Below are 23,404 nucleotides of genomic sequence, written 5' to 3'. Positions count from 1 at the left end.
CCTACTGGATGCTGTGGCCGTGGGGGTGTCCGGGGTCGGCGGGGCAGGCGAAGATGTTGAGCTCGCCCCAGCGGCCCACCGTGACCTCGGTGGGCGTGGCGAACCGGTGCGGGGGCAGTCCGCGTTCCTCCAGCGGCTGCCAACTGCCGCTGCCGCCGTCCCACTCCGAACTGTCGATGGTCAGCAGCAGTTCCATCGGCGTCGCGCAGGCCGAGCACTTCATGATGTGGGCGTCTGTCAGATGCCAGGACGCGAAACCGCCGGCCCGCCAGCCGGGTGGGATGGAGAGGTCGTACTGATACATCGGCGGCTCCGCCGCCTCCCCGTCCCTGTCCTCGGCCTCCTCCTCTTCCTCGAACGCGTCTTCCCGTGCGTAGATCCGCTCGCGCAGCTCCTCGGGCAGAAGACCGGCGAACGGATACGTGACCACCTGTTCGGGAGACAGGACGCACGGCTCCGCCACGTATCCCGCGTAGCCGACGACCTGCGGCAGCGGTGGCGACTCCAGCACCTCGCCGACCTCCCACGACCGGCGCCAGCGCAGATCGAGCGACATGCCGTACCCGGTCTTGCCGTGCGCGTCGAAGGGGCACCAGAACACCTGAAGCAGATCGCAGTCGCCCGGCCCGGCCAACAGGTCGGGTATGTCCCGGCGGTACAGCTGGGCGACGCCGATCATCGGAATCGGATCCGCCTCCCCGATCCCCACCACCCGGTGCTTGCGTTCCAGTTCCTCCAGCAGCAGCCGTTCCTCGTCCGTGGGCCCCGTCCTCGCCTCGCGGGCCCACGCCTCGGCCAGCACCCGCCGCTCCCGGTGAATGTCCGAGGGGCGCCGGCCCCGCCCGCGCTTGTGGGCCTCGGTGCACACCGGCCACGCCTCGTCCACGGGCCAAAGAAGCGGCCCGCCCACGGAACTGTCCACCGCGGTGGGGCTGCCGGGCCGCGGGTGCAGCCGGGTGGTCGTACCTCGGTGGCCGGCCAACTCGGGAAAGAGCGCCTCGACATCGAGCGGTCGTGGCGGCGTGGTCCTGGTCATGAACGCGACCCTAGACGGCTGGTTGACGACGAAGGAGCCCGGGGGAGGGGCGGGGGAACCGTCACGCACGCCAAGGCCGCCAACGCCCAGAGGAGGGGTACGGACATCGCCCAGGGCGCCGAGGCCGCGTACACCAGTGCTGCCGAGGCCGCGCCCGCGGCGAGGGTGACGAGCCGGGCCAGGGAACCCAGGTCCGCGAGGCCGATGTTCTCGGGGCCGGTGGCGCGGGCTACCAGGCGGGTGAGGATGCCGGTGAAGTACGTACCCGGCCCGGCGGCCGCGCCCGCGCCGGCCAGCGCGGCGGACTGCACCCCCATGGCGGCCGCGACCGCGACGAGCACCACGTCGCGCCACGGCTGCGCTGGCGCCCCGTCGGCCGCGCCCCAGCCGGCGGCGACGGCGGCCAGAAGTGCGACCTCGGCGGCGAGCCAGCCCACGACCGCACGCGGCCAGCGGGTCCCCGGCTCCTCCGGTCGCCGCCGGGTGAACGGCGCCACGACCGCGACCCCCGCCACGTAACCCGCCAACGCCAGCAGCGGGGCGGCCGGTCCGCCCTCGTCGCCGGTGCCTGTGAAGGACAGACCCAGCAGCACGAGATTGCCCGTCATCACCCCCGCGAAGACCCGCCCCAGTGCGATGAACGCCAGCACGTCCACCGCGCCCGAAGCACCGGCGAACAGAATCAGCGCGGCCCACTGGGCACGCCCCGGACGCACCGGTTCGGTCGGCGACAACGCCGTCACCCCCTCCGCGCCCGCTGTGGCCGCTGTCTGAGGAGGTCACCAATACGGCGCCGAGGCACGCCCCGCACCACGCCGAGCCGATGCCGCCGACCCGCTCACCCGTCCGGCGGCACGCGCCTTCGGCGATCCGCCGGACACGACCTAGGGTCTGTCGTTTGGATCAGGCCGGATCAGGGAGCGGGGTCTGGTGCGTGCGGTCGCAAGGCGGAGGAGGGAGACAACGCGGAGCGTTGGCGACCGACGACAACGCGGCGGGCGTGCGTGCCAGGGACCGCGAGCCCGGCAAGATCCGAACGACAGGCCCTAGCCGTCCTTGGGTTCCTCGGCGTTGCGCCAGATTGTGAGGTCGACGGTGACGTAGGTACTCGCGTCGTTCGCGCCCGACTTGCCGCGGTAGGTCACCACCGCGACATGACCCGCGTCGCTGAGCAGACAGAACTGCGTTCCGTTGCTGAGCTGGTCGAGGCCGATCTGCTCGGCGTAACGCGACTCCGTGCGGCAGGTCTCCAGGGTGCCCTTCTGCGAGTTGTTCAGCAGGATGAGCTTTCCGTTGGCTGTGCCGATCGCGGTGTCGCTCGGGGACGACTCGTAGTGCACGTAATAGAGATCCGCGTCGCCGTAGGCCACGTCGTCACCCTCGGCCGGGCGGGGCGGACTGTCGGCGAGCATGATCTCGTAGCTGTGCGTGATGTCGATGCCCTTGTACGAGACCGGCTTCGGGTCCTTGCGCTTCTCTCCGCCCGAGGAGTTGTCGCCGCCGCTCGAACCGCTGCTGCTGCCGGCGGAGTTGGCCCCGCTGCCCTTGTCCTCGCCGGACCCGTCCGGCAGCAGGGAGCCGATGACCCCCAGGATCACCAGCGTGCCCACGATCGCCCCGGTGACGATCAACCCGGTGCGCTTCGGCTTGGGCTGCGCGGGAGGCACGTACGGAGCGTGGATGACCGGCGGCGGGGTGTGGTAACCGGGCGGCGGGGTCTGATACCCGGGCGCCGGGGTCTGGTGCGTCTGGTAACCGGGCGGCGGGGTCTGGTACCCGGGCGCCGGGGTGTGGTAGCCCTGCGTCGGGTGGCCGGGCAGCGGCGGCGGGGGGCCGGGAACCCCCGGCGCGCTCTGCGCCGGCGCGGCGGGCGTGGCGAACCCCGTCGGCGCGTACGGGTTCACCGTGCCCGGTGCCGGAGGCTGCCCAGGCGCCGGATTGTGCGGGGAGAACTGGGTCGGCGTCGGCGCGGCGGCGGGCTGCGGCGGCGGGGTCTTCGCCGGTTCGGGCAGCCGCAGCCGCTCGGTGATCGATCCGGCGACCGCCTGCGGCAGCCAGTCCTCGCCCTGGCGCAGCGCGTCGGGCGACAGTTCGTGGCACAGCTCGATGATCTCCGTCAGACTCGGCCGCTCCTCCGGGGCGCGCGTCAGACAGCGCTTCACCAGGGGCAGCAACTCCGGAGGCACCCGGCTGAGATCGGGATCCTCGTGCACGATCCGGTAGAGCACCGCGTGCGAGGACCCTTCGCCGTACGCGGGCGAACCGATCGCCGCGAAGGCCGCGATCTGCCCGAGGGCGAAGATGTCGGTCGCCGGGCTGACCGTACCGGCCGCCGCCTGCTCGGGCGCCATGAACGCCGGGGTGCCCACGCTGACGCCGGTGCCGGTCAGCGCGGTGGTGTCGGCCGCCCTGGCGATACCGAAGTCGATCACGCGGGGGCCGTCGGAGGCGAGGAGTACGTTGGCGGGCTTCAGGTCGCGGTGGATGATGCCCGCGCCATGGATCACGTGCAGCGCCTCGGCGACGCCGACGGTCAGCAACAGCACACTGCGCAGCGGGAGTCCACCGTGCTGGGCGACCGCGTTCGCGAGAGAGGGCCCCGGCACATAGGCGGTGGCGAGCCACGGCTGCGAGCCGTCGGTGTCGGAGTCGATGACCGGCGCGGTGTACAGACCCTGCACCCGCTGCGCGGCGTGCACCTCCTGCTTGAACCGCCGACGGAACTCGGGGTCCTCGCTGAACTCGGGCCGGATCACCTTGAGCGCGATGGGTCGCCCGCCCGGCGTGTAGGAGAGATACACCTTGCCCATGCCACCCGTGCCGAGCACGGCGGCCAGGCGATAACCGCCGACGACAGCCGGGTCGCCCTCCCCGAGCGGTTTGAAAAGGTTGGCGGAAGGTGTGTCGGTCATGGTGAGTCATCCCCTGTATACGGCAGTTCGGTCCCTGCCGAAGCCCCGAAGTCAAGGGGGAGCGTACCGACTTTCCTCCCGCACCCTCACCCGCCAGGCGCAACAACCCTGCAACAACCCCAGGCCAGGGCGGGCAGGCTCGGGCTCTTCGCGCATTGCCAGGAGTCTGCCTGTCGCCTACCTTTGCAGCGTGCATCTGGATGTAAGGCTGGTTACGCGCATTCACGTCGACCTTCTGCGGTCGGCCAGCGCGCTCTGTCTCTGACACCGCCCGAAGCGTAGACGCGCTCTCTCCGCGCTCACGCCGATGCCAGTTCCCCCTTCCCTCTTCTCTCCTCCTCCCACTTTCACCGGGCTCCGCCGTGAGCTGAACGGCGTGGGCTGAACGCGGTGGGCCGACGCCCGCCGTTCTCCGCCCGCCCTTCTCGCCCGCCCCTCTCGCCCGTCGTACGCGGCCGTTGGCCTTCGCGCGTCGCCGGCCGACGCGGCGACCCCGATTCATCACTCCAGAAAGGCACCGCCTTCCATGGGCTACCGAGCTGCCGACGACCGCTACGAGAGACTGCCGTACCGCCGCGCCGGGAACAGCGGTCTCGACCTCCCCGCACTCTCCCTCGGCCTGTGGCAGAAGTTCGGCGACGACCACCCGTTCGACACCCAACGGGACATCGTGCTGCACGCGTTCGATCTGGGGATCACCCATTTCGACATCGCCAACCGCTACGGTCCGCCGTTCCGCGCCGCGGAGAAGTTCTTCGGACGGGTCCTCAAGAGCGACCTGGCGCCGTACCGCGACGAGATCCTGATCTCGACCAAGGCCGGCAACCCGGTCGGCGACAGCCCCTACCTCCGGGGAGGCTCGCGCAAGTCGCTCCTGGCGTCGCTCGACCACAGCCTGCGCGACCTCGGCGTCAGTTACGTCGACGTGTTCTACTCGCACCGGCCGGACCCCACGACTCCGCTGGAGGAGACCGTCGGGGCCCTGGTCAGCGCGGTCGAGCAGGGCAAGGCGCTCTACGTGGGCATCTCGAACTACTCCCGCGACCAGGCCCACGACGCGGCCGAGTTGCTGCGCCGCGCGAACGTCCCGCTGCTGTCGCACCAGCCGCGCTACTCCATCTTCGACCGGCGGCCCGAGACCGAGGGCCTGCTGGACGTGGCGGCCGAGGACGGCACCGGCCTCATCGTGTACTCGCCGCTGGCCCAGGGCCTGCTCACCGACAAGTACCTGGACGGGACCGTACCCGCGGACGCCCGCGCCGCGACCAGCGCCTTCCTCTCGCCCGACGACATCAGCGAGGTCTACCGCGAGCGGGCCACCGCCCTGAACGACCTCGCCCGCAAGCGCGGCCAGTCACTGGCCCAACTGGCGTTGCAGTGGGTGCTCCGCCGGCCGGAGGTCACCAGCGCGCTCATCGGGGCGAGTTCGACCTGGCAGCTCGACCACAACGTGCAGGCGACGGAGTTCCCGCCGCTGACGGACGAGGAGTTGGCGCTGATCGACGAGTACGGCGTCCACGGGACCGGCCTTCGTCCCCCGCGCCGTGGCTGACGCCGCGCCCACGGAGCCCGCGTCCGTACCCCTCGCGGCAGGCGGAGCAGCCGCAGACCACCTCACCGGGCGGGGTCGCCCCGCCCGGCAGCGAATCGGAGTCCTCACATGAGCCAAGAATTCCTCTGGTACATCCCCAACACGGTCGAGCCCGGTCATCGTGGTGACGACACGACCGACGGCTGGGGCACGCTGGGCTTCTCCACCGAGATCGCGCTGGCCGCCGAGGCGCACGGTTGGGGCGGGGCGCTCATCGGTACGGGATGGGGCCGGCCGGACACCTTCACCGTGGCCACGGCACTGGCCGCCCGCACCACCACGTTCCAGCCGCTCGTGGCGATACGGCCCGGCTACTGGCAGCCCGCGCACTTCGCCAGTGCCGCGGCCACGCTCGACCGGCTCAGCGGCGGACGCCTGCTGGTCAACATCGTCAGCGGCCTCGACAACGCGGCGGCGTACGGCGACGGAGAGAGCGACCCTGCCCGCCGCTACGACCGCACTCGCGAGTTCCTCCAGGTCGTGCGCCGGCTGTGGACCGAGGAGAACGTCACCTTCCGGGGCGAGTTCTTCGGTGTCGAGGACTCGACGGTGAGCCCGCGACCGTTCGGCGCAGAGAACGGCCGGACCCCGAGGCTCTACTTCGGCGGTGCCTCCGCGGCGGCCGAGGCGGTCTCGGCCACCGAGGCCGATGTCCAGCTCTTCTGGGGGGAACCGCTCGACGGCGTGGCCGAGCGGATCGACCGCCTGAAGAAGCTGAGCGAGTCCCTCGGCCGTACACACGCGCCGCTGGAGTTCGGCCTGCGCATCACGACCCTGGTCCGTGACACGACCGAGGAGGCATGGCACGACGCCGAGGCGAAAGTGGCCAAACTGGCGGGTTCCCGCGCCGACTCGACGTTCACCGACCAGCGTCGCCGAGCCGTCGGCCAGCAGCGGCTCTACGACCTCGCCGAGCGCGGCGAGGTGCTGGACTCCTGCCTCTACACCGCCCCCGGCCGGGTCGGCGGCGGGGGCGCGGGGACGACCTGGCTGGTCGGCTCCCCGGACGACGTCGCCGCCGCGCTGCGCAAGTACGGCGAACTCGGCATCACCCACTTCGTACTCTCCGACACCCCGTACAAACCGGAGGTCGCCCGGATCGGAGACCAACTCCTCAGCCGGCTGCGGGAACCGGACCCCGCGCCACCGGCCGGGGTCGGCGACACTGTGAGTACGCCGGGGTAGGGGCCCGGCCCGTCGATGGGGGTTCGATGGACGATGCCGTGGTGTTGCGCGAGGTGTGGACCGGCAAGGTCCGGTCGCTCGTCTGGGACGGGGAGGATCTCCTGGACCCGGTGGGCGGCTGGCGCCGCTGGTCGCCCGACGGGAAGGAACACCCGCGCCGGCGGCGGGGGTACGGCAGGGCGTACGACCGCGCCGTCACCTCGCCGTCCGGCCGGTGGACCGTGGTGTACGCCGAGCGGGGCACCCGGGGGGTGCTGCTCGACGGACGGCGGGTGGTCCGTGAGATCCGCCGGGACGACCACCGGGCCGGCCAGTTCGACTACCCCGTCTGCCTGGGGATGCTCGCCGACGGCCGGGAAGTGCTCGTGCACTGCCCCGAGCGTTACGCCCGGCTGGAGGTCGAGGACGTCGCCACCGGCGAACGTCTGACCACGGGAGAGCGCGATTCGGTCGGTGTGTTCCACTCACGGCCGGCGGTCAGCCCGGGCGGGCGGTGGCTCGTATCGGCAGGCTGGGTGTGGACACCGGCGGGGGTCGCCGCGGTACGACCTGCCCCGCGCGCTGACGGACGCCACGTTGCTGGACGGACGAGGTGTCCTGTCCTACTGGCCGATGATCGACGCCGAGGCCGACTCGGTCTGCTGGCTCGACGGCGACCGGCTGGCGGTGGTGACCGGCGAGCACGGCGGGGAGCCGGACGAGGACGATGAGGACGATGACCTGGAGCTGGGGCAGCACCAGCTCGGAGTGTGGTCGTTCCCCACCGGGAAGTGGCTGCACCGCCACGATCTCCCCGGGCCGATCGGCACCATTCTCGCCTGCGGCGAGAAGATCCTCGCGCTGTACGGCCACCCGCGCCTGTTCGACATCCGAACCGGTGAACTGGTGTCGCAGTGGCCGGAGTTGGCGATGTCACGGCGAGAGGGTTCGTACGGCGTGAACGAGCCGACACCCGTCGCCGCCGTCCACCCGGACGGCACCCGGGTGGCGCTCGCCGTCCCGCGAGGCATCGCCGTCATCCGCGTCACCTGATCACCGCCACCGCCACCGTCGTCGGCAGGGCCCAGGGCCGATCATGAAGGAATCCTCATCCTGGCTTCATGCCGGCGACGACCCCGGTCGCCAGGATGGGGCCCATGGCCTTCTCACCTCGTCTGGCAGCCCTGGCGGCCGTCGTCGCCGTCCCGCTCGGCATCGCCGCGACCAGTTACGCTATGACCGACAGTCCCGAGGCGCCCAAGGTGCCCCCCGGCGTACAGCTCGACACCTCGCCGAGCGATACGCGGAGCGGCACACCGGACGACCGAGGGAGCACCGGACCCACGGCTTCGCCAACCGGCACGCCGACGGGCCCGCCCACCGGTTCGCCCGGCGAGACACCTGGCGACGCCGTCGTACCGGGTCCGTCGGCCGCCGACGGTGACGATGACGATGACGACGACTTCGGTGATGACGGTTGACGTTCCGAGGATCTCCGCGCGGGTGCGGATCCTGCTCTGGCTGCTGGTGGTGATGACCATCGCCCTCGGGGCCGTGGCCGTCACCGTCCGTTCGATCCTCCACCGGGACGTGGAACACCGCATAAGCCAGCTGCTGTCACAGGAGACCGGCGAGTTCGCCAACTTCGTCGACCAGGGCGTCGACCCGGACACCGGCCGCAGTTTCGGCGATCCGCGCAGACTGCTCCAGACCTTTCTGCAACGGCAGTACGCCGACCCGGACGAGGAACTGCTGGGCCTGCCCCGCTCCTCCACGAACGGCCGCGATGTCATCCGGCAGCGCCGTGACTTCCCCGACCACATAGCCCTGTGGCGGGACGGCCGGGCGCTGTCCCGGATCATCGCCTCCAAGGACTCCTCCGGCACACTGCACCGTTCGCAGGGAGAGCTGCGCTGGGCCAAGGTCACCATCCGGCCGCTGGGCGACGATCCTCCCGGCGCCTTCGTCGTCGCCTTCCACGCGGACCGTGAGCGGGCCGTCGCCGACAAGACCTTCTGGACGCTGATCGTCCTTTCGGGCATGGCGCTGGTGCTGGTGAGCGGTATCGGCTGGGCGGTCGCCGGTCACATCCTGGCGCCCGTGCGCGTCGTACGGAAAACGGCCGCGGAGCTGACCGAGCGGGATCTCACCCGTCGTATCCCCGTGGAGGGGCGGGACGACATCGCGGCGCTCGCCGAGACGTTCAACGGCATGCTCGACCGGCTTGAGCAGGCGTTCGCCGCGCAGCGGGTGTTCGTGGACGACGCGGGGCACGAACTCCGCACACCCATCACGATCGTGCGCGGGCACCTTGAACTCATGGGCGACGATCCGGCCGACCGCGAGGAGACGATACGTCTGGTCACGGACGAACTCGACCGGATGAGCCGGATCGTCGAGGACCTGCTCCTGCTCGCCAAGGCCGAGCGGCCCGACTTCGTACGGCCGGAACCGGTCCAGCTCGCGGAGCTGACCGCGGACGTCTTCGTCAAGGTGCGGACGCTGGGGGAGCGGGAGTGGCTGCTCGACGGAGTCGCCGACCGCGAGGCACCGCTGGACCCGCAGCGAATCACCCAGGCGATGGTCCAGCTCGCCCAGAACGCGGTCCAGCACACGGTGCCCGGCCAGCGCATACGCGTCGGCTCGCAGGCGCACGGTGACCGCATCGAGCTGTACGTCGCAGACAACGGACCCGGTATCCCTCCGCAGGACGCCGAGGTGATCTTCGAGAGGTTCCGGCGCGGCACCGCCCGCCGGGGCGCCCGCACCAGCGGCGCCGGACTCGGACTGGCCATCGTCAAGGCGATCGCGGAAGGCCACCACGGCCGGGTCGAACTGCGCCGTACCGACGGCGGCGGCGCCACCTTCGTACTCATCCTGGAGACGGGCTCATGAATCGCATTCTGATCGCCGAGGACGAGGCACGGATCGCCTCCTTCGTGGAGAAGGGGCTCCGGGCCAACGGCTTCACCACCGTCGTCGCCGACGACGGCGACTCCGCACTGCACCACGCCGTGTCCGGCGGATTCGACCTGGTGCTTCTCGACATCGGCCTGCCGGGGCGGGACGGATTCACCGTCCTGCGGGAGATGCGCGAGGCACGCGTCACGCTGCCCGTCATCGTGCTGACGGCCAGGGACTCCGTACGCGACACCGTGGCCGGACTCGAAGGCGGCGCCGACGACTGGATGACGAAGCCCTTCCGCTTCGAGGAACTGCTTGCCAGGGTCCGGCTGCGCCTGCGTACCGCGGCGCGGGCGCCGGAGGTCACCATGCTGCGCAGCGGCAGCCTCAGCCTCGACCTGAGGACGCGGCGGGCACGGGCCGACGAGCGGACCGTGGATCTGACGGCCCGTGAGTTCGTGCTGCTGGAGATGTTCCTGCGCCATCCCGGCCAGGTGCTGTCGCGCGAACAGATCCTCTCCCACGTCTGGGGCTACGACTTCGACCCCGGATCGAACATCGTGGACGTCTATGTCCGGGCCCTGCGGCGGAAGTTGGGTGCCGAGCGGCTGGAGACTATTCGGGGCATGGGCTACCGCATGCCCTGAACGGGCCTCCTGCTCAGAGGGCACCTGGGTACCGCTGCTCATGCGTCGCGAAATACCGCACGCCTACCGTCACGGGCGTGTTCAAGTCCCCGCAGGCGGAGTCCGGGCTGTCGGTCGCCGCAGTCGCCGCGGGCAACTTCGCGCTGAACGTGTGGAACGGCGCGCCGTATCCGTCGACCGACCCCGACACGGTCGCTCAACGGCTCAAGGACCGGTCCGACGAGGTGTACGACTGCTTCGCCCTTCCCGGCAAGTACCCCGCGGAATCGGGCAGGTCGCCACCGGCGCCTGCTACCACCGGGGGCTGAGCGGTTTCACCCACATCGACCGGGCGCGGAGCGACGTCCTCGGCTTTCGAAGATCCGGAAGGCGGCGACCAGGTCGACGTCCGGTGGAACGACTCGACCACGACTCTGTTCATCAGCGTCTACGCCCCGTGCGGGCAGGTCCCCGACGAGTTCGTGGAGTACGACTGGTCCGAGGCCGACCGGCACCCGAGAGGCGGCCGGGGGACCGGGGAGTCGTGACCACGGCGCATCCGCCGGCCGTGGGGTGCGGCTCGTCAGATGAAGCGTCTTTCACCCAAGGCTCATTCGGACCTCACGGCCCGCCCCCAGGCTGATCGTCGTGCCCCTCACTCTCCGACAGACCGTCAGCCTCGGCGCCGTTCTCGGTCTCTGTGCCCTGCTCGTCCTGCCCGGCGCCCTCTCCGGCCTCGGCGGTGACGCGCGGCTCACGCTCGTCGTCTTCACCCTCGCCACGTACACCTGGATCGCCACCTCGGTGGACGACACCTATGTCGCGCTCGGCGCCGGACTCGCGCTGACGACGACCGGGGTGATCAGCAGCGAAACGCTCTTCGCCACCCTCGGTGACGAGACGGTGTGGCTGCTGATCTGCGCGTTCGTCCTGGCCGCCGCCGTCACCAAGACCGGACTCGCGGGCCGCGCCGCCGCGTTCCTGGTCGGCGGGGCCGGCACGGTACGGCAGTTGGTACATCTGACCACCGCCGGGCTGGTCGTCACCGCCTTCGCCGTGCCCGCGACCTCCGGCCGCGCCGCCCTCGCCCTGCCGGTCTTCCTCGCTCTCGCCAAGGCGCTCGCCGACCGGACCCGCCTGGTGGTGATGCTGGCCCTCCTCTTCCCGACGGTGATCCTGCTCTCCGCCGTCGCCACGCTGATCGGCGCGGGCGCCCATCTGATCACCGTCAGCGTGCTGTGGGAGCAGACGGGGGAAGACCTGGGCTTCGTCACCTGGCTGATCCTCGGGCTGCCGCTCGCCGTGGTCTCCTCCCATCTGGCCGCCGAACTGGTGCTCCTGACGACGACCCGCCGGGCCGACCGGAAGGGGCCTGTCCGGATCACCACCAAGCAGATCCAGGAGCACTCGGACTCCCCGGTGGAAGGGCCCCTCACCCCGCCGGAGGCACGGTGCCTGCTCCTGCTGGGCACCGTGGTGCTGCTGTGGTGCAGCGAACCGCTGCACGGGGTGTCGCCCGCGCTGGTCGCGCTCATCGGCGCCGTCGTCGCCGCGTCGCCGGCACTGGGCACCGTGGGCCTCAAGGACGGTCTGCGGACGGTGCCCTGGCCACTGCTCCTGTTCATGGCCGCCACCATGGCGATGGGCATAGCACTCTCCGAATCGGGGGCGGCCGACTGGCTCGTGGGCTGGGTGCCCGGTGGTTCGTCGATGCCGCCGTGGATGTTCCTCGCCGGTGTGGTCGTGATCAGTACGGCGGCCCACCTGGCGCTCCAGTCCCGTTCCGCCAGGTCCTCCGTACTGGTCCCGCTGGTGGTCGCCGCCGCCATCGCCGCCGGCGTCAACCCGGTCGCCGCCGCGTTCGCCTCCACCGCCGCCGCCGGTTTCTGCCACACTCTGCCCGCCTCCGCCAAGCCCGTCGCGCTCTTCGCCGACCTGCCGGGCACACCCACGTACACCCCCCGCGATCTGCTACGGCTCTCGGCCGTGCTCGCGCCTCTCACCGCGGCCCTCGTGCTGCTCTTCGCCCTCGCCGTCTGGCCACTGCTCGGCGTGCCCGTCCATCTGGAGACCCAGCCATGAGCTACCGCATCGTCATCGCCCCCAGTGGGTTCAAGGAATCCCTCTCCGCGGCTCAGGTGGCCGAGTCCATCGCCGAAGGCGTCCTGCGGGTGATCCCCGACGCCGACATCGATCTGATCCCCCTGGTCGACGGGGGAGAGGGGACGGCGGAGGCGCTGGCCCTCGCCGGCGGCGGCCGGCTGGTGCCGTGCACCGCGACCGGTCCGGTCGGGCGGCCCGTCTCCACCCACTTCGCGCTGCTCGGCGAGAACGGTCCCGGTCCCGTCACCGCCGTCGTGGAGATGGCCGCGGTCGCCGGTCTCTCCCTCGTACCCGCCGATCTGCGCGATCCGGGGAGCACCACCACGTACGGCGTGGGCGAGCTGATCCGCGCCGCCCTGGACCGGGGGGCGCGGCGCGTGCTCGTGGGCTGCGGGGACTCCGGCACGTCGGACGGCGGCGCCGGAGCGCTCCAGGCGCTGGGCGCCCGGCTGACGGACCACCACGGCCGCGAACTCGCGCCGGGCGGCGCGGCGCTCGGGGAACTGGTCCGCGTCGACACGTCGGGGCTCGACCGGCGCCTCGCCGCCACGGAACTCCTCGTGGCCTGCAACCCCTTCAACGTGCTGTGCGGTGCGCAGGGCGTGGCGCGTGTGTTCGGACCGCAGAAAGGCGCGAGTCCGGCCGATGTGGAGGTGCTGTCGGCGGCCCTGGAGCGCTGGGCGACGGTCCTCACCCGCGATCTGTCACCGCGGATCGATCTGCGGACGGCCCCCGGCACCGGCGCCTCCGGCGGTCTGGGCGCCGGACTCGCCGCGGTGGGCGCGCGGCTTCTGCCCCGCTTCGAAGTCCTGCTCGACCGCCTCGACCTGGACGCCAGACTGGCGCGGGCCGATCTGGTGATCACGGCCGAGGGGGCGCTGGACCACCAGACGGTACGCGGGAAGATCCCCGCCGAGGTGGCGAGCAGGGCCCACGCCGCCGGGGTCCCGGTGTTCGTGCTGGCGGGCACGATCGGGCCGGGCGCGCACATGGTGCGGGCGATCGGCGTCGACGCGTACAGCGCGATCCTGCCGGCTCCGATGTCGCTGCCCGAAGCCATCGAGGGGAGCCGCGAGATCCTCGCCGATGCCACGGAACGCTCCCTGCGGATCGTGGCGCTGGGCACCCGGATGGCCGTCCGGGCGGCGTGAGCGGTTCCCCGGCGACCCGCCGCCTCTCGTCGTGGACCAGTCGTGGAACGCCCGGGGCGACGGCGGCGGGAGTCGGCGCTCAGCTGTCCTGAAGCACCCCGAGGACATTGCCGTCGGGGTCGGTGAAGGTCGCCACCAGGCGACCGCCACCGACGTCGTGCGCGGGCTCCTTCACCGTGGCGCCCGCGGCGGTCACCTCGGCCAGCTTCGCCTCGATGTCCGGGACGTGCCAGTAGGTCACCGGAGAGGCCATGTCCTGCGGCCCGCCGCGCGGTACCAGTCCGATGTGCTGACCGGCCGCGTCGAATCCGACGTAGTAGGGCGCGTCGGCCACCGGCTCCACGCCGAGCAGGGCGGCATAGACGGCCTTGGCCTTCGCCAGGTCGGACACGGGGTGCAGGACGATCTTGATTCCCTGGGTGGACGAATCGGTCATGGCAGGTCGCTCCTGAGGTCGTGGATCGCGGTCTCTTTTGGGGCACTCTGTCCGGTGATCCCCATGTCGATCACGCTAGTCCGGCTCGCCGACCCGTGCTTCTCCGATCCTGACCGGTCCGCTCGCGACCGCGATGATCGTGCCGTGCGAGCACTCGTCGCCGAAGGCCGAATCCCTTCCCGGACGGTCACCGGGATCCCGCCGCCGGATGTCGGCCCCGGACGACAGCCTGCCCGCCGACGCGGGGGAGGCGGCGGAACGCCTCATACGGCCCGGACTCGCCGGACCAGGCCGCCGGACACCGGTGTGGGGCCGGGGTCGCTGTCCCCGTCCCCGTGGAGCAGTACCCACTCGTCCAGGTCGCGTGCCGCTTCCAGTGGCTCCTCCGCCAGATAGGCCCGCCACCAACTCGCCTCGCCACGCGGTCCGTTGGATCCTTCCCGGAAGCAGACCTCGGCCACCGCGAAGCGGTTCCGCGCGGCCTGGGCCGATACGCCGAGGGTGTCGCCGACGAGTTGCCAGTCGGCGCCGCCCACTCGCTCGAACACGGCGGCGGCCTCGAAGAACCGCCGTGCGGCGCCGAGTACGTGCGCCGCGTGGGCGAGCGTCGAGCCCGCGGAGCGGGTGGTGCCGTCGGGGCTCAGTTCGTGCTCGCCGATCGGGACGGCCGCGCGTGCGAGGTCGGCCAGTTCGTACGCGGCGAAGGCCATCTCCAGTCTGGCTCGCGTCGCGTCCGTGTACGGCGCCGCCGGGTCGCCTTCCGCCATGTCGGTCAGCCTCGCAGGAAGTAGAGGACGGTCATGGTGACGGCGATGCCCAGGATGATGCCGCGCAGCAGCCGGGCCGGCAGTCGGCGAGCGAGGTGGGCGCCGGCGAAGCCGCCGATCACCGCGCCGACCAGCATGGCCACGAGCACGCCCGGAGTGCGCAGCGCGTCCGACGCGACGAGGAACAGCGCGGCCGAGCTGAGATTGAGGGCCGCGATCTGTGCGATCCGCATCGGATTGCCCGCCGCGGTGTCGAGGCCGAGGCCGATGCTCCAGAAGGCCAGCATCATGATGCCTACGGCACCGCCGAAGTATCCGCCGTACACGGCGACGAGGAACTGGGCGACCAGGACGGTGCGGGGGCTCAGGGTGACCGAGTCGCCCGCACCGGTTGCCGTGGTGCTCCCGGTGCTCAGGGCGCGGGAGACGGGACGGCCGAAAGCGAGGAGCACCGTGGCGAAAGCAAGCAGCCACGGCACCGCCGCGCCGAACGACGCCGACGGAAGTGTCAGCAACAGGCCCGCTCCGAGTGCGCCGCCGACCACACTCGTCGTTGTCAGCGCCGACGTGGACGTCCCCCCGACGGGGGCCAGTTCGCGCCGGTAGACCCATGCACCGGCCAGCGCCCCCGGCACGAGCGCGATGGTCGATGACGCGTTCGCCGTCACCGGGGACAGCCCGGTCGCGACCAGGGCGGGCAGTGCCACGAACGTACCCCCGCCGCCCACGGCGTTCAGCGTTCCGGCGACGACGCCGACCAACAGGACAAGCGATATCTCGGGCACCCGTCGAGCATCACTCCGTGCCCGCTGGGTGCACAATGCGTCATTGCTGTACCCAGCCTAAGGCTGTGCCATAGGCTGGGCCGGTGCGCTACGACCTGGACGACCTACGGCTCTTCCTCGGCATCATGGCGGAGGGCTCCATCACGGGAGGCGCCCGCCGGATGCATCTGAGTCTGCCCTCGGCCAGCGCCAGAGTGCGCGCGCTGGAGCACAACGCGGGTGTGGAACTGCTGATCCGCGGCCGGCGCGGCGTACGGCCCACTCCGGCGGGGACGACACTGGCCCGTCACGCGCGGGATGTCCTCGCCCAGACGGCGCGGCTCGAAGGCGCGGTCGCGAGCTACACCCGGTCCCCGGTCGCCCCGCTGACCCTGTACTGCGGCGGCTCCGCCATCCAGGGATTCGTGCCGCAGGCACTCGTCTCGTTCCTCCGCGCGCATCCGGACGTCGATGTCAGGGTCTTCGAGAGCCGCACCCCGCAGACCGTGCGGATGCTGGCCGACGGCGAGGCGGACCTGGGGATCGTCATCGACGACGAAGAGGCCCGCGACAGCGGCCTCACCATGCGACCCCTCGGCGACGACTCCCTCGTCGTGATCGGCCAGGCCGGCGGAATCCTCGCCGGACGCACCGGGCTGACGTACAGCGAGGTCGCCGAACACCCTCTCGTCGGCCTCGACGCCGACTCCTCGCTCCGACGCTGGATCGAGAAGAACCTCGGCCCGCACGCCCCGGTGGTGCGCTACCGCACCACGGTCGCCGGCCTCGACATCCTCATCGCCCTCGCCGCCGCCGGGGTGGGGCTCGCCGTCGTACCGCGCCGCGCCGTCGACCCCGGCCGGACACTCGACGTGTGCGAGCTGCTGGAGCCCTGGTCACGCCGTCTCCACCTGCTGGCCTGGGGTGCGAAGGCGGACACCTCACCGACAGGCGCGGTCACGGCCACGTCCGCGCTCGCCGAACATCTGCGCCGGGCGGCACTCTCCGACCCGGCCGACCACGGTGGGCACGACGACAGAGCCATGGAAAAGGGCGCCTGACGGGCGGAGCCCGTCAGGCGCCCTGGCTCTCGACCGACCATGACGGGACCGGCGGTGGCCGTGTAGCCGGCCGGGGTGGACCTGGAACGGGCCCTGTCGCTACGAGGCCGGGTCGGTCAGGGATCGGGCGAAGTGGGCGAGCGTCCGGAAGTCGTCCTCGCGCAGACCGATCCGGGGATCGACGTGGTGCAGCAGCCCCGGCCCGCGATGGTGGGTGCTCACGTACTCCTCGTCCAGGGCGCTCTGTTCGTCGTCCACCCAGGCGAAGGGGCGGCCATCCGCGTACTCCACCAGGGGGACGGTCTTCCAGTGGACTCCGTCGGGGCGCTCCCGGAACAAGGCGTCGCCGAAGTCGACGAAGGGGAGTTCGGGCAGGCCGAGCACCGGGCCGATCCATCGGTTGGCGTCGTCCATCCAAGTGGTGGCCCAGCACAGGTCGTAGCCGAGCCGCAGCAGGGCCCGCCCGTGATCCGGGTTGAGCCAGACCCGCAGGGGGCGCAGCCGGGACGAGAACCCTCGGGGTTCGTCCGAGCTTCCCCGGTTCCAGGGCACTCGGAGCGTGGTGTAGCCGTCGGGCCGCCTCTCCGGCTGGGCCGCGTACGGATTCAGTGGCCCGTCGACGTCGAGGAACAGCAGTGGGCGGTTCACGGTCGGAAGCGTAGCCGCGCCGATCGCTCCGGAGCCGACACGAAGGCAGGCACGGCAGGCGCGGCAGGCGCTGCGGGCACGGCGGCGGGGCCACGGAGAGAAACCTCTCCGTGGCCCCGAACCCGCCTGAGTGCCGGTCTAGAAGTAGTGCTTGCGCCCGCCGACCGCGCGGCCGGTCGCGCCGAGAATCCACAGGACCGCGCCGGCCACGACGAGTACGCCGCCGACCGTCGTCAGCAGGGAGAGGCCGACAAGCATGCCGATAATGAGCAGAATGAGACCGAGGACAATCATGGCTGTTCCCTAACTATTGGATGTATTGATGGCGTGCGGACCTCGCCTGCGCGGCGGCGCCGCCCCTGGCCCGCGAGCTCGTCAGCTCCGGCCCGGTGGCCCGTGAGCTCGTCAGCTCGGGCCTGGTGAGATCTGTGACGGCCGCGTGATCGCCGCCGTCGGTTCCTGTTCGTTCGGTGTTGGTTCGGTGTCGTTCGACCATCGTGGGCCCTGCCTTCGGGCACCAATGCATGCTCGGTTCGTCTGCTTCGCGCGACAGTGGCGGGCTCGGGCGCCTGACCTGCCGGAAGGGCGGGGAGAAGCCGGGGCGGGCCGGGTGTCCGGGAGGGCGATATCCTCCGGTCCATGCCGACACCTGACCCTTCTGCCCACCGGGGCCTCCTCACCGAGCGCATCGCCCGTCAGCTGGAGCACGACATCCGGTCGGGGGACATCGCCGTCGGCACGAAGCTGCCCTCCGAGCGGGAGCTGGCCGCCCAGTTCGGGTCCAGCAGGAACGTCGTGCGCGAGGTGCTGCGGCGGCTGGAGGCCCAGCATCTGATCGAGGTGGCCCCGGGGCGGGGTTCCTTCGTGCTGGAGCAGAGTTCCGGCCAGGCCAGGGGTTACGACGCCCTGTACCGGGCCGGCCGGCCGACCGTACGGCAGCTCATCGAGGCCCGGCTCCCGCTGGAGGTCGAGACGGTGCGGCTCGCGACAGAGCGGGCGAGCGCCGAGGACATCGAGATCATGCGGACCGCCGTGAACGCGCTGGAGTCGTCGACCGACGTCGTCATCAAGGCGCAGGCGGACATGGAGTTCCACGACGCCGTCGCGACCGCCAGTGGCAATCCCGTGCTGCGGATCATGCTGTCCTCGATCAGCGGGATGATGTTCGAGATGATGCTCCGCTCGAACTCCGATCCGTCGATCGCCGAGCCCGGGGTCCCGCACCACCCGGAGATCTTCGCGGCCATCGAGGCCCGCGACGTCGAGCTGGCCTGCGAGCGGATGCGGTCCCATCTCATGCTCGGGCTGCGTACCTACGGTGCGGATCTCGATATTCCGGTCAACGTCATGGCCCAGCACCACATCGACGCGCTGCTGGCCGAGTCGGAGGGGCGCCGGGGCGGGAACCGGTCCGAGCCGTCGGCGCCGGGCGGCGGCGGTCCTCGCTAGTCCTCCACCCGACCTCGCCCCGTACCCGAACCGGCACACCCGACGACCGCCGACGCGCGCCCCCACGCCCCCTCACCGTCGCTTTCCCGTCTCCCGCGGGAGGGGGTGGCCGGATTTCGTCACTCCTGTTAATCTCCCCTGCATTCGGTTGAACTGGTCCTACCAGTTGGACCAGAGAGCCGGAGATCGAGAGAGACGAGGACAAGGATGTCCACGAGCCGCCAGTCCCTCAGCCGCCGTTCCTTCGGCCGGCTGGCCGCCGGCGTCACGGGTGCGGCAGGTCTCGGGGCGCTCGGCGCCTGCGCGCCCCCGCGCGGGAAACCGTCCGCGAGCACCCCGTTGCGGATCATGGCGATCAATCACGTGTGGTCGCAGGCGATCCAGCGCCGTACCGAGGAGTTCGAGGACCGTATCGGCCGCCGGGTCTCCATTACGATGCTCACCGCCGACCAGCTCGCCAGCAGCTACAACGTGAAGCTCAACGCCTCCGGCACGGACGTCGACGTCATGATGGTCCGTGCCCTCCAGGAGCAACTGGTCTTCGCGCACAACGGCTGGCTGGCCGATCTGACCGACCGGGTGGAGCGCGACAAGGACTTCGCCTGGGGCGATTTCCAGCCGGCACCGCGCAACGCGTCGGTGACCGCCGGGAAAGTGCTCAGCGTGCCGGTCGTCACCGAGCGCCCGGCGCTCTACTACCGCAAGGACCTCGTCGAGGACCTCGGCGGACCGCCCAAGACCCTCGACGCGCTCATGGACGCGTCGCTCGAACTCGCGGACCGGAAGAAGAACTTCTTCGGCTACGTCGGGCGCGGCCAGCGCAACGGCGCCGTCTCGCAGTGGTCGAGCTTCCTCTACTCGTACGGCGGGGACTTCGTCGTGGACGGCAAGTCCGCCATCGCGAGCCCGGAAGCCCTCGCCGCGTACTCGCTCTACGGAAAGCTGCTCGCGAAGGCGGGCCCGCCGGGCGCGACCAACATGAGCCTCGAACAGGCCATGCCGATCTTCGCGCAGGGCAAGGCCGCCTTCTACATCGACGCCGACGCGATCTACAGCAGCTTCCTCGACCCGAAGATCTCGACGGTCCGCGAGAAGGTCGGCTTCGCCCCCTTCCCCGCCGGACCCGCCGGTGCCCGGCCGCACAACATCCCGTCCTGGAGCCTCGGCATCAGCAAGTTCTCGCGGCTGCGCGACGAGTCCTGGGAGTTCATCCGCTGGGCGTCGAGCCCGGAGATGGTCGCCGCGATCCAGGCCGACGGGATACCCGGCGCCCGCGCCTCCGCGTGGAACGACCCGAAGACCCTCGCCGCCTTCCCGCCTGAACTGGCCGAAACCATGCGCGTCAACGCGGAGCGCGGGGTCGGCTACGACCGGCCACGGGTCCTCCAGGTGAGCCGGGCCAGGGACATCATCGGCCGGCCACTGGTCGCCGGCATCCTCGGCGAGCCGGTCGAACCGGTCGTCCGTGACGCGAACGCGGAGTTCGCGGATTTCCTCGTCCGCGACAACCGCCACAGGGAGAACTGATGTCCCGGACCGACGTCTCCGAGGCCCGGCCGGCCGCCCTGGCCCCCCGGCCGACACGTACCCGCCCGCCCCGCACCTTCGAACAGGCCAACCGGCGGCTGAAATGGACGATGCTCGCGCCCGCGCTGATCTTCGTCGGCGCCATGATCATCTTTCCGCTGGTCTTCACCCTCAACCTGAGCTTCACCGACGCCTTCGGGGCGGTGAACGCGGGCAAGAAGAACGTGGGCCTGAGCAACTTCACCGACGCGCTCGGGGACACCCGCCGCTTCTGGCCCGCCGCCCGCCGCACGGTGATCTTCACCATCGGCGCGGTCGCCCTGGAGACGGTGCTGGGCCTCGCCCTCGCGATGCTCATGCGCAAGGCCTTCCGGGGCATGCGCTGGGTGCGCACCGTCCTGATCATCCCGCTGCTCACGACACCGGTCGCGATCGGCATCCTCTGGCTGCTGATCCTCGACCCGACCAACGGCATCGCCAACCACCTGCTGTCCTCGGTCGGTCTGCCCCGCCAGGAATTCCTCGGCTCGGTCGGGCAGTCACTGCCCACCCTCATGCTCATCGACGTGTGGCAGTGGACACCGATGATGACCCTGCTCCTGCTCGCCGGGCTCACGACACTGCCCCAGGAGCCCGAGGAGGCGGCCCTCGTCGACGGGGCGAGCGCCTGGCAGCGCTTCCGCTACGTGATCCTGCCGATGCTCGGCCCGACGCTCGCGACCGCCCTCGTCCTACGGGCTGTGGACGCGCTGAAGACCTTCGACATCCTCTACGCCACCAAGGGCGCCGGCGGCGGCTCCGACTTCGAGGCGGAGACCCTCAACGTCTACGCGTACGGACTGACCTTCGACTACCAGGAGTACGGACTCGCCGCCGCCGTCCTCGTCCTGTTCACGCTGTTCATCATCGGTGTCGTGGTGCTGCTCCGCCGCCGTGCCGGAAGGGATGCCGCATGAGTGCCGTCGTTTCTCCCTCCGCGGGGCGCACCGCGCCACCCTCGTCCACACCTGTGCCGAGCGGGCGCAACAGGCGGCGCCTGTACGGCTCGTGGCTGCGCGGGATCGCGATCGGCATCGTCACCCTGATCTTCGCGCTCCCCGTGATCTGGATGTTCGCCGCGGCCTTCAAGACCAACGTCCAGGTCACCGACCCCACCGTGGGCCTGTGGTTCACACCCACGCTCGACAACTTCCGCAGCATCGTCGAAGCGGGCCAGATCGTCCGTTCGATGGGCAACTCCCTGCTCGTCGGAGTCGTTTCGACGGTCCTGTCGGCAGTGATCGCGGTGCCGGCGGCCTGGGCGGTGGGCCGCTTCCGGATGTTCCGTACCGGCTCGCTGATCCTCGTCGCCCGTATCGTCCCCGCCATCTCCCTGCTCGTGCCCTGGTACTACCTGTTCGCGCAGGCCGGGCTGGTGGGCTCCTACACCGTGCTGATCCTCAGCCACATGTTCGTCTCGGTGCCGCTCATCATGTGGATCATGATCAGCTTCTTCGCGGGGCTGCCGGTCGAACTGGAGGAGGCCGCCCGCACCGACGGGCTCTCCGCCTTCGGCGCCTTCTGGCGGATCGCACTGCCACTGGCCGCGCCCGGCACGGCGACCGCCTCACTGCTCGCCTTCGTCTTCAGCTGGAACAACTTCATGTTCGCGCTCGTCTTCGCCGACGACGACACACAGACCGTTCCGGTGACGCTGTTCAACTTCATCTCCTACGCCAGCACGGACTGGGGCGGTCTGATGGCCGCCGCGACCCTCATCACGGTGCCTGTCGTACTGGCCGCCGTCCTGGGGCAGAAATACCTGGTGGCCGGACTGACTTCCGGAGCCACGAAGGGCTGAGACCTTTCGGATCCGGCCACTTCGCCTCCCATTTTGTCCAGCCCGTACTCGTACAGCCGTCCCGTGGCGGCTCGGAAAGAGCGAACACCATGAAGATCGTCGACGCGAAGGTCGTCGTCACCAGCCCCGGCCGGAACTTCGTCACCCTGAAGATCACGACGGACGACGGGCTCACCGGACTCGGCGACGCGACGCTCAACGGCCGGGAACTCTCGGTCGTGAGCTACCTCCGCGACCACGTCGTCCCCCTCCTCACCGGCCTCGACCCGCACAGGATCGAGGACATCTGGCAGTCGCTGTACCGCGGCGCGTACTGGCGGCGCGGCCCGGTCACGATGGCCGCGATCGCGGCGGTGGACGTCGCCCTGTGGGACATCAAGGCCAAGGCGGCCGGACTGCCCCTGTACCAACTGCTGGGCGGCGCGAGCCGGGAGCGGGTGGGCACCTACGGGCACGCGAGCGGACGGGATCTGCCGGAGCTTTTCGACTCGATACGGGAGAGGCTGGAGCGGGGCTACCCAGCCATCCGCGTGCAGACCGGTGTACCGGGCCTCAAGACCGTGTACGGCGTGGGCGGTTCCGCCGCCGGAGCCGACACGGACGCCACGCCCGCGCATCCGCGTCCGGTCGTCGAGGACTGGGACACCGCCGCGTATCTGCGCCACCTGCCCTCCGTCTTCGAGGCCGTACGGTCGGAGTTCGGCGCCGAGCTGCCCCTGCTGCACGACGCGCACCACCGCCTCACCCCGATCCAGGCGGCCCGGCTCGGCAAGGACCTGGAGCCGTACCGGCTGTTCTGGCTGGAGGACTGCACCCCCGCCGAGAACCAGGAAGCGCTGCGCCTGGTGCGCCGGCACACCACGACCCCGCTCGCCATCGGTGAGGTCTTCAACACGGTGCACGACTACCAGACCCTGGTCACCGAGCAGTTGATCGACTACGTACGCTCGGCGGTCACCCACTTCGGCGGGGTCTCGCCACTCAGGAAACTCTTCGACTTCGCCGCGCAGTACCAGATCAAGAGCGCCATCCACGGCCCGGAGGACATCTCCCCGGTCGGTATGGCCGCCGCCATTCACCTCGACCTCGCCGTGCACAACTTCGGCATCCAGGAGTACTCGGGCCACACCCCGCTCACCGAGCGGGTGTTCCGCCACGCGTACACCTTCACCGACGGCCATCTGCACCCGGGCGAGGCCCCCGGCATCGGCGTCGAACTGGACGAGGACCTGGCCGCCGCCCATCCGTACGACCCGGCCTACCTGCCGGTCAACCGGCTCCAGGACGGGACCGTCCACGACTGGTGAGACGGGTGGGTCCGGGCCGACCGGCCGCACGAGCGGTCGGCCCGGCGGGGGGGGGGGGGCGGGGGGCCGGCGGGGCCCCCCCCCCCCCCGCCCCCCCCACCGCGGGGGCCGGCGGACC

25 protein-coding genes are annotated in these 23,404 nt (G+C 71.0%); 16 read left to right on the top strand and 9 right to left on the bottom strand.

Translation table 11 applies throughout. The features are described from left to right. Position 1: 1 nt before the first annotated feature. The 3 genes from ACFWHU_RS15510 to ACFWHU_RS15500 all read right to left on the bottom strand — a co-directional run bounded on the left by ACFWHU_RS15510 (position 2) and on the right by ACFWHU_RS15500 (position 3,948). On the bottom strand, positions 2–1,036 hold the full coding sequence (locus tag ACFWHU_RS15510; RefSeq protein WP_387225225.1) for a hypothetical protein: 1,035 nt from the start codon (positions 1,034–1,036) through the stop codon (positions 2–4). Further along, a complete protein-coding gene (locus tag ACFWHU_RS15505) occupies positions 1,033–1,770 on the bottom strand; it encodes a YoaK family protein (protein ID WP_387225223.1) in 738 nt (245 codons plus the stop codon). The genes ACFWHU_RS15510 and ACFWHU_RS15505 overlap by 4 nt, the downstream gene beginning before the upstream one ends. A 312-nt stretch (positions 1,771–2,082) precedes the next feature. Then, complete coding sequence (locus tag ACFWHU_RS15500; RefSeq protein ID WP_387225221.1) at positions 2,083–3,948, bottom strand: serine/threonine-protein kinase; 1,866 nt, start codon at positions 3,946–3,948, stop codon at positions 2,083–2,085. Here ACFWHU_RS15500 and ACFWHU_RS15495 point away from each other — a divergent pair. From ACFWHU_RS15495 to ACFWHU_RS15450, 10 genes are all read left to right on the top strand, one after another. Beyond that, positions 3,947–4,213: a putative leader peptide gene (locus ACFWHU_RS15495; RefSeq protein WP_385803244.1), complete on the top strand. Its 267-nt coding sequence runs from the start codon at positions 3,947–3,949 to the stop codon at positions 4,211–4,213. The two genes, ACFWHU_RS15500 and ACFWHU_RS15495, sit on opposite strands and share 2 nt — an antisense overlap. A 261-nt stretch (positions 4,214–4,474) precedes the next feature. Beyond that, positions 4,475–5,500: an aldo/keto reductase gene (locus ACFWHU_RS15490; protein WP_387225220.1), complete on the top strand. Its 1,026-nt coding sequence runs from the start codon at positions 4,475–4,477 to the stop codon at positions 5,498–5,500. Positions 5,501–5,608: 108 nt separating this feature from the next. Continuing rightward, on the top strand, positions 5,609–6,724 hold the full coding sequence (locus tag ACFWHU_RS15485; RefSeq protein ID WP_387225219.1) for an LLM class flavin-dependent oxidoreductase: 1,116 nt from the start codon (positions 5,609–5,611) through the stop codon (positions 6,722–6,724). 576 nt (positions 6,725–7,300) lie between these two features. Continuing rightward, positions 7,301–7,756, top strand: a complete 456-nt coding sequence (locus ACFWHU_RS15480) for a hypothetical protein (protein WP_387225217.1) — start codon at positions 7,301–7,303, stop codon at positions 7,754–7,756. Between the two features lie 104 nt (positions 7,757–7,860). After that, positions 7,861–8,184, top strand: coding sequence for a small hydrophilic protein (locus ACFWHU_RS15475; RefSeq protein ID WP_385803236.1), 324 nt, complete (start codon positions 7,861–7,863; stop codon positions 8,182–8,184). After that, complete coding sequence (locus ACFWHU_RS15470) at positions 8,156–9,598, top strand: ATP-binding protein (protein WP_387225216.1); 1,443 nt, start codon at positions 8,156–8,158, stop codon at positions 9,596–9,598. Before ACFWHU_RS15475 ends, ACFWHU_RS15470 begins: the two co-directional genes overlap by 29 nt. Continuing rightward, positions 9,595–10,254, top strand: coding sequence for a response regulator transcription factor (locus tag ACFWHU_RS15465; RefSeq protein WP_078073629.1), 660 nt, complete (start codon positions 9,595–9,597; stop codon positions 10,252–10,254). Before ACFWHU_RS15470 ends, ACFWHU_RS15465 begins: the two co-directional genes overlap by 4 nt. A gap of 77 nt (positions 10,255–10,331) precedes the next feature. Continuing rightward, on the top strand, positions 10,332–10,562 hold the full coding sequence (locus ACFWHU_RS15460) for a hypothetical protein (protein WP_387225215.1): 231 nt from the start codon (positions 10,332–10,334) through the stop codon (positions 10,560–10,562). 319 nt (positions 10,563–10,881) lie between these two features. After that, complete coding sequence (locus ACFWHU_RS15455) at positions 10,882–12,315, top strand: SLC13 family permease (RefSeq protein ID WP_387225213.1); 1,434 nt, start codon at positions 10,882–10,884, stop codon at positions 12,313–12,315. Next, positions 12,312–13,487: a glycerate kinase gene (locus tag ACFWHU_RS15450; protein ID WP_385803229.1), complete on the top strand. Its 1,176-nt coding sequence runs from the start codon at positions 12,312–12,314 to the stop codon at positions 13,485–13,487. Before ACFWHU_RS15455 ends, ACFWHU_RS15450 begins: the two co-directional genes overlap by 4 nt. A gap of 79 nt (positions 13,488–13,566) precedes the next feature. On the opposite strand, the gene ACFWHU_RS15445 is transcribed toward ACFWHU_RS15450, so the two are convergent. The 4 genes from ACFWHU_RS15445 to ACFWHU_RS15430 form a co-directional block, all read right to left on the bottom strand. Then, positions 13,567–13,923 (bottom strand): VOC family protein, encoded by a 357-nt coding sequence (locus tag ACFWHU_RS15445; RefSeq protein WP_387225212.1) that lies wholly within the window; start codon positions 13,921–13,923, stop codon positions 13,567–13,569. Between the two features lie 75 nt (positions 13,924–13,998). Beyond that, entirely contained in the window at positions 13,999–14,190 is a 192-nt protein-coding gene (locus ACFWHU_RS15440) for a hypothetical protein (protein WP_387225211.1), read from the bottom strand. After that, positions 14,187–14,690 (bottom strand): hypothetical protein, encoded by a 504-nt coding sequence (locus tag ACFWHU_RS15435; protein ID WP_387225210.1) that lies wholly within the window; start codon positions 14,688–14,690, stop codon positions 14,187–14,189. Before ACFWHU_RS15435 ends, ACFWHU_RS15440 begins: the two co-directional genes overlap by 4 nt. Positions 14,691–14,695: 5 nt before the next feature. Beyond that, entirely contained in the window at positions 14,696–15,475 is a 780-nt protein-coding gene (locus tag ACFWHU_RS15430) for a sulfite exporter TauE/SafE family protein (RefSeq protein WP_387225209.1), read from the bottom strand. A gap of 83 nt (positions 15,476–15,558) precedes the next feature. On the opposite strand from ACFWHU_RS15430, the gene ACFWHU_RS15425 reads away from it, so the two are divergent. Next, complete coding sequence (locus tag ACFWHU_RS15425) at positions 15,559–16,515, top strand: LysR family transcriptional regulator (RefSeq protein WP_387225208.1); 957 nt, start codon at positions 15,559–15,561, stop codon at positions 16,513–16,515. A gap of 99 nt (positions 16,516–16,614) precedes the next feature. Here ACFWHU_RS15425 and ACFWHU_RS15420 read toward each other — a convergent pair whose 3' ends face one another. Both ACFWHU_RS15420 and ACFWHU_RS15415 read right to left on the bottom strand, forming a co-directional pair. Further along, positions 16,615–17,163: a hypothetical protein gene (locus ACFWHU_RS15420; protein ID WP_387225207.1), complete on the bottom strand. Its 549-nt coding sequence runs from the start codon at positions 17,161–17,163 to the stop codon at positions 16,615–16,617. Positions 17,164–17,301: 138 nt separating this feature from the next. After that, on the bottom strand, positions 17,302–17,457 hold the full coding sequence (locus tag ACFWHU_RS15415) for a hypothetical protein (RefSeq protein ID WP_385804735.1): 156 nt from the start codon (positions 17,455–17,457) through the stop codon (positions 17,302–17,304). A 345-nt stretch (positions 17,458–17,802) separates the two neighbouring features. Here ACFWHU_RS15415 and ACFWHU_RS15410 point away from each other — a divergent pair, with 345 nt between their 5' ends. From ACFWHU_RS15410 to manD, 5 genes are all read left to right on the top strand, one after another. Then, complete coding sequence (locus ACFWHU_RS15410) at positions 17,803–18,612, top strand: FadR/GntR family transcriptional regulator (RefSeq protein ID WP_387225206.1); 810 nt, start codon at positions 17,803–17,805, stop codon at positions 18,610–18,612. A 207-nt stretch (positions 18,613–18,819) separates the two neighbouring features. Then, positions 18,820–20,139 carry an ABC transporter substrate-binding protein gene (locus ACFWHU_RS15405; protein WP_385804732.1) on the top strand — a complete coding sequence of 440 codons (1,320 nt, stop codon included), beginning with the start codon at positions 18,820–18,822 and terminating at the stop codon, positions 20,137–20,139. Further along, positions 20,139–21,095 carry a carbohydrate ABC transporter permease gene (locus ACFWHU_RS15400; protein WP_387225205.1) on the top strand — a complete coding sequence of 319 codons (957 nt, stop codon included), beginning with the start codon at positions 20,139–20,141 and terminating at the stop codon, positions 21,093–21,095. The genes ACFWHU_RS15405 and ACFWHU_RS15400 overlap by 1 nt, the downstream gene beginning before the upstream one ends. Continuing rightward, on the top strand, positions 21,092–21,979 hold the full coding sequence (locus ACFWHU_RS15395; protein ID WP_385804730.1) for a carbohydrate ABC transporter permease: 888 nt from the start codon (positions 21,092–21,094) through the stop codon (positions 21,977–21,979). The genes ACFWHU_RS15400 and ACFWHU_RS15395 overlap by 4 nt, the downstream gene beginning before the upstream one ends. 89 nt (positions 21,980–22,068) lie before the next feature. After that, a complete protein-coding gene (gene manD / locus ACFWHU_RS15390) occupies positions 22,069–23,286 on the top strand; it encodes a D-mannonate dehydratase ManD (RefSeq protein WP_387225203.1) in 1,218 nt (405 codons plus the stop codon). Positions 23,287–23,404 lie beyond the last annotated feature (118 nt).

It is taken from the genome of Streptomyces sp. NPDC060366, from assembly GCF_042725135.1.
In the GTDB taxonomy this organism is placed as follows: domain Bacteria; phylum Actinomycetota; class Actinomycetes; order Streptomycetales; family Streptomycetaceae; genus Streptomyces.
The sequence above is the reverse complement of the archived record's forward strand: the minus strand, read 5'-3'. Positions and strand labels throughout refer to the sequence as shown.